Source organism: Moritella sp. (genome assembly GCF_033791185.1).
GTDB lineage: Bacteria > Pseudomonadota > Gammaproteobacteria > Enterobacterales > Moritellaceae > Moritella.
Window position 1 is genome coordinate 1 of sequence record NZ_JASJHF010000037.1, and the last position, 13,682, is coordinate 13,682.

At 42.6% G+C, this 13,682-nt stretch carries 10 protein-coding genes; 6 read left to right on the plus strand and 4 right to left on the minus strand.

The annotated features are described in order from the left end of the window. The 6 genes from QNK26_RS02295 to QNK26_RS02320 form a co-directional block, all read left to right on the plus strand. On the plus strand, window positions 1-949 hold a 949-nt coding region (locus QNK26_RS02295), incomplete at its 5' end, for a TolC family outer membrane protein (RefSeq protein ID WP_319220647.1). Between the two features lie 91 nt (window positions 950-1,040). After that, window positions 1,041-1,559 (plus strand): OmpA family protein, encoded by a 519-nt coding sequence (locus QNK26_RS02300; RefSeq protein WP_319220648.1) that lies wholly within the window; start codon window positions 1,041-1,043, stop codon window positions 1,557-1,559. A gap of 150 nt (window positions 1,560-1,709) precedes the next feature. Next, window positions 1,710-3,098, plus strand: coding sequence for an HlyD family type I secretion periplasmic adaptor subunit (locus QNK26_RS02305; RefSeq protein ID WP_319220649.1), 1,389 nt, complete (start codon window positions 1,710-1,712; stop codon window positions 3,096-3,098). A gap of 66 nt (window positions 3,099-3,164) precedes the next feature. Further along, window positions 3,165-3,800 carry a transglutaminase-like cysteine peptidase gene (locus tag QNK26_RS02310; RefSeq protein ID WP_319220650.1) on the plus strand — a complete coding sequence of 212 codons (636 nt, stop codon included), beginning with the start codon at window positions 3,165-3,167 and terminating at the stop codon, window positions 3,798-3,800. Window positions 3,801-3,874: 74 nt separating this feature from the next. Next, window positions 3,875-5,749: an EAL domain-containing protein gene (locus tag QNK26_RS02315; protein ID WP_319220651.1), complete on the plus strand. Its 1,875-nt coding sequence runs from the start codon at window positions 3,875-3,877 to the stop codon at window positions 5,747-5,749. Continuing rightward, window positions 5,746-7,872, plus strand: coding sequence for a type I secretion system permease/ATPase (locus QNK26_RS02320; RefSeq protein ID WP_319220652.1), 2,127 nt, complete (start codon window positions 5,746-5,748; stop codon window positions 7,870-7,872). The genes QNK26_RS02315 and QNK26_RS02320 overlap by 4 nt, the downstream gene beginning before the upstream one ends. A 55-nt stretch (window positions 7,873-7,927) precedes the next feature. Here the strand turns inward: QNK26_RS02320 and QNK26_RS02325 are convergent, their stop codons facing one another. From QNK26_RS02325 to rluD, 4 genes are all read right to left on the minus strand, one after another. Next, window positions 7,928-9,001 carry an FUSC family protein gene (locus QNK26_RS02325; protein ID WP_319220653.1) on the minus strand — a complete coding sequence of 358 codons (1,074 nt, stop codon included), beginning with the start codon at window positions 8,999-9,001 and terminating at the stop codon, window positions 7,928-7,930. A 137-nt stretch (window positions 9,002-9,138) separates the two neighbouring features. Continuing rightward, on the minus strand, window positions 9,139-11,712 hold the full coding sequence (clpB, locus tag QNK26_RS02330; protein ID WP_319220654.1) for an ATP-dependent chaperone ClpB: 2,574 nt from the start codon (window positions 11,710-11,712) through the stop codon (window positions 9,139-9,141). A gap of 159 nt (window positions 11,713-11,871) precedes the next feature. Then, a complete protein-coding gene (pgeF, locus tag QNK26_RS02335; RefSeq protein ID WP_319220677.1) occupies window positions 11,872-12,627 on the minus strand; it encodes a peptidoglycan editing factor PgeF in 756 nt (251 codons plus the stop codon). A gap of 6 nt (window positions 12,628-12,633) precedes the next feature. Next, window positions 12,634-13,614 carry a 23S rRNA pseudouridine(1911/1915/1917) synthase RluD gene (gene rluD, locus QNK26_RS02340; protein ID WP_319220655.1) on the minus strand — a complete coding sequence of 327 codons (981 nt, stop codon included), beginning with the start codon at window positions 13,612-13,614 and terminating at the stop codon, window positions 12,634-12,636. Window positions 13,615-13,682: the final 68 nt, after the last annotated feature.

The window sequence follows — 13,682 nt, forward strand, 5'->3', positions numbered from 1 at the left end:
CTATCAGTTATTATCAGACGCTCAAGATACGGCACTTAAAGCAACCGAGATTTACCTTGAAGTACTCCGAGCACAAGAAATATTGGTGTTATCAAAAACCAACCATCAAGTTCATCGTAAAATGTATCAAGATATTAAAAAACGCTCAGACTCAGGCATAGGTTCAACGGCTGATTTAGCCCAAGTAGAAGGACGCCTTGCTCGTTCAAATACCAATTTATTATCAGCACAAAGCAACCTATATGATAAAGAGACAACTTTTGCCAAAATTATTGGTGCCTATCCTGAAAACTTAGTAACGCCAAAAGTTGATGCCAATTTTATTGCCACATCTATGCAAGAAGCACTCAAAAAAGCGCAAGAAAATAATCCGGTGGTCCATATTGCTAATAACGACGTTGATGCTGCACACATTCAATATGAACAAACAAAAGGTAACTTTTATCCAACTTTTAGCTTTGAAGCATCACAACAGTGGGGAGATGAACTTAACGGTTCCCCTGGTGACGTAGACGAATTTAGAACGATGTTGAAAATGCACTACAACTTATTTAATGGTAATTCAACGGTTGCTGAAAGTAGGCGTGCAGCTTACCAAGTCAGTAAATCGAAAGATGTACGTAACCGTGCGCACAGAATGCTTGAGGAAAGTACTCGTTTGGCCTGGAGTTCAATGGAACTGGCTAACAATCAAACGCAATATCTAGAGCAGCACGTTGATGCCTCAGCACGCACAGTCATAGCCTATGAAAAGCAATTTAAAATCGGCAAACGTACTTTGCTAGATGTGCTTAATACCGAAAATGAATTATTTGAAGCACGTAAATCTTACTTACAAGCTCACTACAACGGCGTTTTAGCTAAATACCGAGTCCTTAACGCAACAGGTCTACTGCTAACAGAAATGCGTGTTGAGCTTGCCAATAATTGGACGAACACCGTCAAATAACGAATAGGAAATAATAATGAAACATACCCTGATAAGCCTTTTAGTGCTGTTCCTTTTCGGTTGCTCTTCCACGCAAGTGCCAGAACCTCCAGTGGCGATACAATCACATGATCAAAAAGATTCTGATCACGATGGCGTGATAAATGCCCGGGATAAATGCCTTAAAACGCCATTGGCAGCCGTTGTAGATAATGACGGCTGCGCTAGTTATGTAGATCGTGAAGAGGAAAATAATGTTCGGGTTTTATTTGCCAATGACTCAAGTATTATTCCACTTAACTTTTTAGCTGAAGTAAAACGTATGAGCGATTTTCTTGATAAATATCCAGAAACTTACATTGAGCTTAAGGGTTATGCGAGCCCTGTAGGCCGACATGAATACAACATTAAGTTGTCGCAGCGCCGTGCTAAAGAAGTTCGTGAACAGCTTATCGCCAGCGGGGTCGTTGCGGAGCGTATTAAGACTGTCGGTTTCGGAGATTTAGACCCAATTACAAGCAATTCAAAAGAAACAACCAATACCCTAAGCCGCCGAGTTGTGGCCAAGGTCGTAGGTGCAAAAGGTTATCCGATTGAGGAGTGGACCATTTTCACTCTACGTGATAACTAATTATCTGGAAACATCAGGTAATAGAAATAGCATCATTCTGTAGTTAATTGGAATAATATTTGTGGCCACGGCCACCATATACAATAGCTTATTGATGGTTTGTAATAAGAATTAATAGCGAGCCGTCATTGCCGCTGCATCGGTGATTTTATGAAGAAGAAAAACCACTCAATTTCAGCAACGCAATTAGATTTCGTTGATGATAAATCGGCCGCATTACTGCTCAATACCCCCCATAGCGCGCGGATTATGTTGTGGGTTATGGTTTTGTTTTTCATTATCGCAGTTATATGGGCTTCGATTGCAAAATTAGACAAAGTGACCGTGGGAACTGGTAAGGTTATCCCCTCTTCTCAACTGCAAGTGGTACAAAATCTAGAAGGCGGTATCGTTAAGCAAGTATTAGTGAGGGAAGGACAGCATGTTGAAAAAAATCAACAATTACTGCTAATCGATGACACTATTTTTCGTTCCGATTTCAGAGAGAAAACGCAAAACTTAGCGAGTTCACGGGCCGACTCAATGCGCTTAAATGCACTGCTAAATAGCGTGAGTGTGCATAAAACTAAAGTAGATTGGCAGAATAGTGTCACGGTAAGGCTTGATGTACTTAAGTTTGATGCCGACTTTACTGAGAATAATAAAAAGCTAGTAAGACGAGAGCAAAATGAATACAACGACAAGCTTTCAAATTTTGAAAATCAACTTTCAGTCATGGCACAACAAATCCGTCAAAAAGAACGAGAATTAATAGAAACTAAATCACGAATGGCGAATCTGCGCCGTAGCTACAATATCGCCAGCAAAGAATACAACATCACGAAGCCGTTAGCAGACGAAGGCGTGGTACCGCAAATAGAACTGCTCAGACTTCAACGCCAACTCAATGACACCAAACGTGAAATGACATCAGCTGAATTACAAGCGCCAGTCACCGAAGCCTCAATTCAAGAAGCTATCTTCAAATATATCGATATCGCCCTCAAATTCCGCTCAGATGCCCAAGCTGAATTGAATGAAACCAGCTATCTACTCGATAGTTTATTTGAGTCTCAAATTGGCCTTAAAGATCGTGTAAACCGAACAGTGGTTCTGTCTCCAGTAACGGGCACAATTCAGAAAATTTATGTCAATACCATCGGTGGTGTTATTCAGCCTGGCATGAACCTAATCGAGATTGTTCCAACTGAAGATAATTTATTAATTGAAGCTAAAATTGCACCACAAGATATTGGCTTCTTAAAACCAGATTTAAAAGTGGTGATTAAATTTAGTGCCTACGATTTCACGGTGTACGGTGGTTTAACAGGTTACTTGGAAAATATCAGTGCCGACACGATTCAGGATGAAGAAGGTAACAGCTACTATCAAGTGCGGATACGAACTGAATATAGCAGTCTGGCTGGACCTGATGGTGAACCCCTCCCCATTATCCCAGGCATGACGGCATCGGCAGATATTATTATCGGCAAACGATCTGTATTAGATTATTTACTTAAACCTGTGATCAAAGCGCGTCAAACTGCGTTAAGAGAGTAATGCATAGCTAATACAACCAGCCATTCATCCAGTTCTGTGACGAAATACGTTTTTTGGTCGCTGTTATTGCTCTTATCAGCCAGTGCTATCGCACTGACTGATATTGAATCGAAGCAAGTCAGAAAAATTACACAGTTTTATGGCGAACGCGCAGGTAAACGCGTAAATGCTTGGCAGCAAGTCGTCAATAATAACGCTGCCAGCAATGTAGATACCAAGCTCCAGCAGATAAATAACTTCTTCAATCAACTTATTTTTATTGATGATATCAAGCTATGGGGTAAAGAAGATTACTGGGCAACACCACTTGAGTTTCTCGGTGTCGGGGGGGGAGACTGCGAAGACTTTAGCATTGCAAAGTACTTTTCGCTGCTAGCGCTCGGTATTGATGATAATAAATTGCGCTTGGTATACGTAAAGGCATTAGAACTAAATCAATTTCATATGGTAGTCGCTTACTACCCGACTCCATCATCAGTACCTTTACTGCTTGATAACCTAGATAGTGAAATACAACCAGCAACACAGCGACCAGATTTACAGCCGATATACAGTTTCAATGGTAGCAAACTCTGGCTAATGAAACAGAAAAAACAAGGGCTGTTAGCGGGTAAAGCCTCCCGCTTAAGTCTGTGGAATGACCTACGCCAACGGTCAAACCACATCAAACTACACAAACCTAAAATTAACTTTGACGAGTGACCATGATGACACTTTACAGACAACTCTTGATATGGATGCTAGTTGTATTTTTTACGCTTATGGCCTCCGTGTTTGTGATCCAATTGCACACCACACGCAACTTCTTAATCGAACAGCAATCAACTGAAATGGATAATGCCATCAGTGCCGTCGGCATGGCTCTCGCTCCTTATCTGGAAGCTAACGATAAAGTATCGGCAGAATCAGTCATCAACGCCACTTTTGACAGTAGCTTTTACAGTGAAGTGACCTTATCGATTCTGCATGATGAAGCAGAAATCAAGCGTACTTTCCCATCCAAAACCACAGAGGTACCCGATTGGTTTAGTCGTCTTATCGTCATCGACACAATTACCAAATCGAGCACCCTAACAAGTGGCTGGATGCAACTGGCAAACTTGACCGTGACCAGCAGTTCTACCCGCGCATACTCACAATTATGGCAGGCAAGTATGCAACTTGTATTTGGCTTCGCTGTTACTTTCTTATTCGGTTTAGTGTTTCTAGCCTTGATTCTATCAGCCGTATTAAAACCGTTGAAGTTAATTCAGCTGCGAGCAAAGGCCATGTCAAATAACCAGTTTGGCGAGCCATTACCGATCCCAAGAATTCGCGAACTCAGTGACGTGGTGCATGCATTCAATCACATGAGTAGCCAACTTAAAGTTCATTTTGAACAGCAAGCCCAAGAAGCTGATAATTTACGTATTCGCGCGTACCAAGATCCCGTTTCCGGTCTGGCAAACCGTAGTTACTTAATGACTCAATTAACCTCTTGGTTATCAACATCGCAAGAAGGTGGTATTGCACTATTAAAAGTCGATTTAATTGCAGATGCCTATGCACAAGACGGCTATGAGACTGGCGATCATCTGGTACAAATATTAGCGGCAAAAATAAATATTCTGGCAACAGAGCATTACACGATAGCACGACTTAGTCAGTCTGAATTTATGTTACTTGCGCCTCGGATCACGGCCGCTGAATTAAAAACTATCGGTCAAATAATGCTGCAAATAACCTTCGAACTGCAAAGTGATCCACTCAATATCGCTCCAACTCAAGCGGCTGTAGGTTTAGTCATGCGTAATATCGATGACAACATGTCAACCTTACTCGCTCAAGCCGATAATGCCCTAACGCAAGCCAAACAGCACCCGCAAGAACCATTGGTTCTATTCGATATCGCTGCTAATACTACAAAAACAAGACAAACAACGATGGGCAAGCAACAATGGAAATCATTAGTTGATGAGGCCATTGCCAATAAATTATTTAAGTTCACATTCCAAAAGGCAATTGACCAAAATAATAAAATACTTCATCAAGAAGTCTTCGCCTATATTCAAAAAGGCAATCAGCGTTATTCGGCGGGGCAATTTTTAGGGGCAATAGAAGAATTAAATGTCGGTAAGTACATGGACATGCATATCATTGAAGAGCTGTTTAATATGCTCAGCAATGATAAAAGTGCCGGTAACGTGGCAATCAATATCACCCAAAGCAGTGTTAATGATACCGGTTTCATGCGCTGGCTTGCCAACAAAATGCAATCAACCCCGCAATTAAAAGAGCGTATATTGTTTGAATTACCAGAAATTTGTTTTATCAAAAACAGCGATAACACTGGTTTATTATGTGAGATCATCAACAAGAATAATTTCAGCTTTGGTATTGATAACTTCGGCCATAACTTCAGTTCAATTAGCTACCTCAATAAATTCCGTCCCGCTTATGTGAAACTCGATTTTGCTTATACCAACCAAATTGATAACCAAGTCAAAGCCGATGTACTAGCATCAATTACCCGTACGGCGAATAACTTATCCATCACGACTATTGCAACACGCATTGAAACAAGCAGCCAACAAGAGAAACTCAGCAAATTAATGATTCGTGGTTTCCAAGGTTATGCGGTTGATAAAATGAATAACGAGAAAAGTATATGAAAGATCCCTTATTGCAATCACTAGTCTATATAAGTCGCTTTTACGGGCAAGCTAACTCCCCAGATGCGCTTATTGCTGACTTGCCCTTGGCTGATGGACTATTAACGCCATTTCTTTTACCGCGAGCGGCAGAAAAAGCAGGCTTACAAGCTAAAGAAAATAACGTCGCCCTTGAAGACGTTTCACCCTTGCTATTTCCAGTCATTATCTTATTGAAAGGCGGCGATGCAAGTGTCGTTCTTAGTATCGATACAGAAAAAAATGAAGCCGAAGTGGTACTTTCTCAGGCCGATGGCACACAACAATGGATTAACCTTGATGACCTAAATAACCAATATACGGGTCATTTATTTTTGCTGAAAAAACGCTTTCGTTATGACGAGCGCTCACCTGAAATATTAAAAACGCGTGAAGGCCACTGGTTTTGGAGTACATTATGGGAATCTCGAACTATTTACCGAGATGTATTTATTGCTTCAATACTGATTAATATTTTTGCCATATCAGCGCCACTTTTCACCCGCCTAGTTTACGATAAAATAGTGCCTAATCTTGCCTTTGATTCGTTGTGGGTATTGGCCATCGGTATCACTATCATCTTTTGCTTCGATTTAGTGTTGAAGTTAATGCGCAGTTATTTTATCGACCTTGCAGGTAAAAAATCAGACCTGCTAATCTCGGCTAAAATATTCAGTCGTGTTATGGGCATTCGTATGGAAGCAAAACCGCCATCCGTCGGTGCTTTTGCTCGCCATATGCAAGAGTTTGAATCAATCCGAGAATTCTTCACTTCGGCAACTATTTCGACCTTGATCGATTTACCTTTCGCATTGATGTTTTTATTGATTATTTGGTTTGTAGCAGGCCCGCTCGCACTCGTGCCTTTAATTGCCATCATTGTACTGAGTGTATACAGTCTACTCATTCAACGGCCATTACGCCGTAGTATTGAGGAAGGTTCTCGTCTCTCATCACAAAAAAATGCCAACTTAATTGAAAGTTTAAGCGGATTAGAAACGGTGAAACTATTTGGTGCTCAAAGCCAATTCCAATACCGTTGGGAAGAAGCGGTTGCCCACATGGCAAACTGGGGGATTAAATCGCGCCGTCTTACCGACTCAGTACAAAATACCGCAGGCTTTCTCCAACAGTTCGTCTCTGTGGCCATGATTGTATTCGGTGTATACCTGATTGCTGATGGCCAGCTTACTATGGGTGGCATTATCGCAGCAAGCATGTTGAGTGGCCGTGCCGTGGGGCCAATGATCCAACTTTCATTGCTATCATTGCGTTATAATCAAGCCAAATCAGCGATGACGATTATCGAACAATTGATGCAAATGCCGACAGAACAAGAAGATGGAAAACGCTATATTCACCGTCCATTAATTAAAGGTAAAATCGAATTTGATAACGTCAATTTCAATTATCCCAATGCGACCGACTCGGCACTAAAAGGGGTTAGCTTTACCATCAATCCAGGCGAGAAGGTGGCCATTATCGGACGTATTGGTTCAGGTAAAACAACCATTGAGCGCTTGATCATGGGGCTGTACCGCCCAATTGAAGGCTCAGTGCGCATTGATGATACCGACATCAACCAACTTATTCATATTGATGTACGACGTAATATAGGTTGTGTACCACAAGACACCACATTGTTTTTTGGTTCAATCCGCGACAACATCACACTTGGCCGTCCGTTAACCACAGATCAAGAAGTGCTACTCGCGGCTGAACGAGCGGGTGTGACAAACTTTACTCAACAAGATGCTGCAGGGTTAGATAAACAAGTAGGCGAAGGTGGCGCAGCCCTTTCAGGTGGTCAACGCCAATCTATTGCTATCGCACGCGCCTTCGTTGGTAAGCCGCCAGTACTGTTAATGGATGAACCAACAAGCAGCATGGATAATCGCTCAGAAATGCGCATTAAGCAGCAACTAAATAATCTTTCTCAAGAGGAAACTCTTATATTGATAACCCACAAGACCGGGATGTTAGATATTGTTGACCGCTTAATCGTCATGGAACAAGGCCGTATCATTGCTGATGGACCTAAACAGCAAGTACTAAAACAGCTTGGCGAAGGCAACATTAGTCATGCTAAAACCAGTAATAAATAAAGGGCGAAAACAGCAACACTAACTTCGCTATCGATTGGAAACTTTATTCATGAGTTCAATCCAGCTGTCGATAGCTGGCATCGATGGCGACTATCTGAGTGTGCATACTCTCAATGATATTGGTTATCTGGTAGATAGACCAGTAATAACCATAACTCTCTGAGTCGATGCGCTCGGCATCAAGTATCTGCGCCGCCATTAATTGATGAATATCATCAACCAGATCAGCAGGGCACAGTTTAAGTTCTCCAACCTGACCGTTAATATATTGATTTAATTCATGTAGCTGGGCAATAATCCCGATAGCGACATGATTAACTTTCGGTGCCAAGTTTTCATATAACACAGCGCCATCCCCGTCTAGGCGTGATTGTGACAGCAGTGCTAACAAGGTCACCATACGATTCTGTTTATCCGCTAATTTAGCTAATAGTGGTAGCTGTGGGCGTAAAGTTAAACTTTCCCATCCCAAACTGAAAAAAAGGTTTCTTTGTGCAAGAATACATTGATTGATTTTACTCAATTCAGCGCTGCATTCATGCTCATTAACGATATCTAGGGCAAGCTGCCTGGCTAATATTTTCGTCATTAAATGCAGAGAATGGGATAGCTGATGTCGCCAATCAAGTTTTGCCTTTATCGGCAGAACCAGCAGTGAGATCACAATCGAGATCGCACAGCCCAAAAGAATATTAAGGGTGCGCCACACCGCTTCAGAAGTATCATGACTACTGTCACCAATCACTATTATCATGGTAAATCCAGCAACTAAGTAAGCATAGCTAAAACGACCCGCGGCTAAATAGCAAAGTACCATCACGGCAATAATCATTAACGCCATAATAATACGATCATCGGTAAAACAAGCGATTAATAAAACCCCGTAAACAGCACCGAAAACGGTACCAATTGCCCGTTGCAATGACTTTTCCATCGTCCGCCCGACCTGCGGTAAGTGCATCATGATGATCACTATCGTGACCAGTGTCCAAAGGAAATGTGGCAGCGGCCAGAGCCAGTTGAGCAGGGTTGCGATCAACAGTGCAAAGCCCAATTTGAAACTATGAATTAAACGAATATAACGATAAACAAACTCAGTAAATCGACTGGCAGGGGAAAATACAGGCATAATGAGGTTCGACGGTAAAGAGCTACGGAATAACAGGTCGCCATAATAGCATACCTTAGACGTTAAGTTATTGATCTAAAAGCCCTGTTACACAGAGCTTTTAGATTCAAATATTAACTAATTTCAAATAAAAATAACTACTGGCTAACGCTTAGCTCATCATCAACCACACTTATCTTAAGCGGTTTACCTGGGATCACTTCTCCCGCCAAAATGGCATTAGCGAGGCGATTTTCAACCTGTTTCTGCAATACCCGCTTCAGTGGTCTGGCACCAAATAAAGGATCGAAACCCGCTTCGGCTAATTTTGCCAATGCACCAGCGGTGATCGACAAGCTGTAACCCAATAGTTTTAATCGTGCTTCTAACGATTTTAATTGGATCGCGGCAATTTTCTCGATGTGACTGCGGCCCAATGGGTGGAATATCACCGTATCATCAATGCGGTTAATAAATTCTGGGCGGAAAGTCTGGCCAAGTAACTCTAATAGCTGCTCCTTCACGGTATCGTAATCATGTTTACCATATTCCGCTTGGATAATATCCGAGCCTAAATTAGAGGTCATGATAATTACGGTATTACGGAAATCAACCGTACGCCCCTGACCATCGGTTAAACGACCATCATCTAATACTTGTAATAAAATATTAAAAATATCGGGATGGGCTTTCTCAATTTCATCCAACAAGATCACTGAATAAGGTTTACGGCGCACGGCTTCGGTAAGATAGCCGCCTTCTTCATAACCGACATAACCCGGAGGTGCACCGATTAATCGGGCTACCGAATGTTTTTCCATAAATTCAGACATATCAATACGGATCATGGCATGGTCAGAATCAAAGATAAAATCGGCCAAGGCTTTACATACTTCGGTTTTACCAACACCAGTTGGTCCCATGAATAAAAATGAACCCATTGGACGGTTAGGATCGGCTAAACCAGCACGGCTACGACGGATCGCATTAGAGATCGTGCTCACGGCTTCGGCTTGACCGATAACCCGTTGATGTAAACTATCTTCCATCGCCAACAGTTTTTCTTTTTCACCTTCCAGCATGCGGTTAACCGGAATACCGGTCCAACGCGATAAAATATCGGCGATTTCGGCTTCACCTACTTTATGCTTTAACAAGGTCATGTCTTGCATTTCTGCTTGTGCAGCCAGATCCAGCTGTTTTTCTAACATCGGGATCGTGCCGTATTGCAGTTCAGACATTTTATTTAAATCACTCGCACGTCTGGCCATATCCAGTTCAACACGGGCTTTATCTAGCGCTGATTTAATGTGTTTAGTACCAGAAAGCGCGGCTTTTTCAGTGCGCCAAATCTCGTCTAATTCATTAAACTTACCTTCTTTCTCCGTCAGTTCATCTGCAAGCGTCGATAAGCGTTTAATACTGGCCGAATCATCTTCTTTTTCCAGCGCTTGTCGCTCAATTTTCAGTTGGATAATGCGACGTTCTAATTTATCTAAGGCTTCTGGTTTTGAATCCATTTGCAAACGAATTGACGATGCCGCTTCATCAATCAAATCAATGGCTTTATCAGGGAGTTGACGGTCGGAAATATAACGGTGTGATAAGGTTGCCGCGGCAACAATCGCCGGATCAGTAATATCAACATTATGATGCAGTTCATAACGTGACTTTAGACCACGTAAGATAGCGATGGTATCTTCGACACTGGGTTCTTCAATTAATACTTTTTGGAAACGACGCTCAAGGGCGGCATCTTTTTCAATATATTGACGGTATTCATCCAGCGTTGTTGCGCCCATGCAATGTAATTCACCACGGGCCAGCGCCGGTTTAAGCATGTTACCCGCATCCATCGCACCGTCGCCTTTACCAGCACCAACCATAGTATGTAATTCATCAATAAACAGGATGGTTTGGCCTTCGGTCTGTGCCAGCTCTTTAATCACTGACTTCAAGCGTTCTTCAAATTCACCACGATATTTTGCGCCCGCGACTAACGCGCCCATATCCAGTGATAATACCCGTTTATTTTTTAATCCTTCCGGCACTTCACCATTCACAATTCGTTGCGCTAAACCTTCGGCAATCGCGGTTTTACCCACCCCAGGTTCACCAATTAATACCGGATTATTTTTAGTTCGGCGTTGCAGTACCTGAATTGCCCGACGGATCTCATCGTCACGGCCAATCACCGGATCCAATTTCCCCACCTCAGCACGTTCGGTGAGATCTAAGGTGTATTTTGTTAATGCTTCTCGCTGCTCTTCTGCACCTTGGTCATCGACTTTATCGCCACCACGGATCACCTCAATGGCTTCTTCAACCTGTTTACGCGTACCGCCCGACTTTCGTAATAATTCACCTAAACGGCCTTTATCTTCAACCGCCGCCAGCACAAACATCTCGCAAGAAATAAATTTATCTTTGCGCTTCTGAGCAAACTTATCACACAAGTTCAATAGCATATTTAATGCTGACGATAATTGAATATCGCCTTGCGTGCCTTTTACTTGCGGTAGGCGCTCTAACTCATCTGCTAACTGCCAGCGCAATGCATTAGCATCAATCGCGGCTGCGGTCAGTAACGGGCGAATAGAACTATGATCTTGGTTTAATAACGCAGTCATCAAGTGAATAGGCTCGATAAATTGATTATCTTTACCCAGAGCAAGTGATTGAGCGTCAGAAATAGCCATTTGGAATTTGGTGGTAAGTTGATCTAAGCGCATAACGATGTCCTATCGGTCTTGAGCAAAAAACAGGTGCAGCAACGTAATTATAATCGAGCTACAGAATAGTTTAATTATAACGGGATAATTATAGTCGTTTAATTAGCTTTGGGATATGCAGAAAAGTATTAAAGCCCATACTTATTATCTGGGGATTATTTATTGAGATTCAAGGTAAATTAAACTTGCCTGGCGACCGGTTTGGTTGTCTCGTCGATAAGAATAGAATAAATCAGTTTGACGATAAGTACAGTAATCACCACCGTAAATATCACTGGCGTTCACAGTTAACGCGTGTAAGCGTTGCCGTGCTAATAAATAGAGATCCGCTAACCATTTATCACCATCGGTAACAAATGCAGCGCACGCGTTAGCATCATGGGCAATAAAGGCATCACGAACGTCACTACCTACTTGGAAATGCGCTTGGCTAATTGCAGGCCCTAACCACACTAACAAATCAGCTGGTGTAGCGCTAAGTTTAGCAATGGTATTTTCAATCACGCCATCAAGTAAACCACGCCAACCAGCATGAATCGCCGCGACTTGCGACCCTGCTTTATCGCAGATTAATAGCGGTAAGCAGTCTGCCGTCATCACTAAGCAAACTTGCCCCGTCATCATAGTCACAGACGCATCAGCTGCCGGCAGTTGCTCAGCATTGTGGGGTTGCCCCACTAAACTAACCACTTCGGTACTGTGCGTTTGATTCAACCAATATGGCTGCTGTGGCAAATCAGCCGCTGTCATTAACAACTGCCGATTTTGCCACACCAACGCGCTGTTATCCTGCACATGCAAACCTAAATTAAGTCCCGCATAAGGAGCATGACTCACACCACCCAAACGGGTAGTGCTTAGCGCTTTCACATTGCTTGGCGCAGGCCAATTCGGTTGGATCAGACGAGGCATAATCAATGCTTAACTAATGAAATCATCAACCATGTTTAACGCAGTATCTTCACGTAAGATATGAATTAACGTATTCATATCTGACGGACGTTCTGCGCGCCACATCATCATCTCACCCGTTACTGGATGCTCTAATTTCAACATACGAGCATGTAGTGCCTGACGACCGAAACCACGTAGAGCCATGATTAGCGTATCAGTTGCATTGCCCGGTGGCTTTGGACGACCAGCGTAAACCGCATCACCAACAATAGGGTGAGTAATATGAGTCATGTGGACACGAATTTGGTGCGTTCGGCCTGATTCAAGACGCAGTCTTAATAACGTATGGGCACGGTATTTTTCAGCAACACGGTAATGTGTTTTTGCGGCTTTACCTAGTGGACGAACAGCCATGTGTGTACGTTTAGTCGGATGACGACCGATTGGCTCATCAACAAAACCACCTGCTGTCATCGTACCTGTAACAACTGCTTCGTATTCGCGGGTAATGCGACGTGCTTGCAGTGCTGTTACTAAATGCGTTTGTGCTGGAATTGTTTTCGCAATAACCATCAAACCAGTGGTGTCTTTATCCAGACGGTGAACAATACCAGCGCGTGGCACGTCGATAATGTCTGGATAATGGAATAACAATGCATTTAGCACGGTACCATCTGGGTTACCAGCACCTGGGTGAACAACGAAACCAGCAGGTTTGTTGATTACTAGAATATCATCATCTTCATAAACAATATTAAGCGGAAGATCTTGTGGCTCGTAACGAACTTCTTCTTCAACTTCAGCGTTTAAGATAACTTTATCGCCGTATTGCATTTTTTCACGTGCTTTAACGACAACTTTACCATTTAGGTTAACAAATCCTGCAAGAATCCATTCCTTCAGACGTGAACGAGAATAATCTTGGAACATCTCGGCTAAAACTTGGTCTAAACGTTGACCGACTTGGTGTTCTGCAACAACGGCAGAAAGTTCTATATGTTGGCTCATAGGTAGCAGGGACCCTCTTCGGTCCTAATTTTCAGTATAATTACAGGATTCAGGCTATTTTAGCCTTT

Coding starts and splice junctions, on each gene's coding strand:
- QNK26_RS02325 (WP_319220653.1), bottom strand. CDS start 9,001: ATGCCTGTATTTTCCCCTGCCAGTCGATTTACTGAGTTTGTTTATCGT.
- clpB (WP_319220654.1), bottom strand. CDS start 11,712: ATGCGCTTAGATCAACTTACCACCAAATTCCAAATGGCTATTTCTGAC.
- rluD (WP_319220655.1), bottom strand. CDS start 13,614: ATGAGCCAACATATAGAACTTTCTGCCGTTGTTGCAGAACACCAAGTC.
- QNK26_RS02305 (WP_319220649.1), top strand. CDS start 1,710: ATGAAGAAGAAAAACCACTCAATTTCAGCAACGCAATTAGATTTCGTT.
- QNK26_RS02320 (WP_319220652.1), top strand. CDS start 5,746: ATGAAAGATCCCTTATTGCAATCACTAGTCTATATAAGTCGCTTTTAC.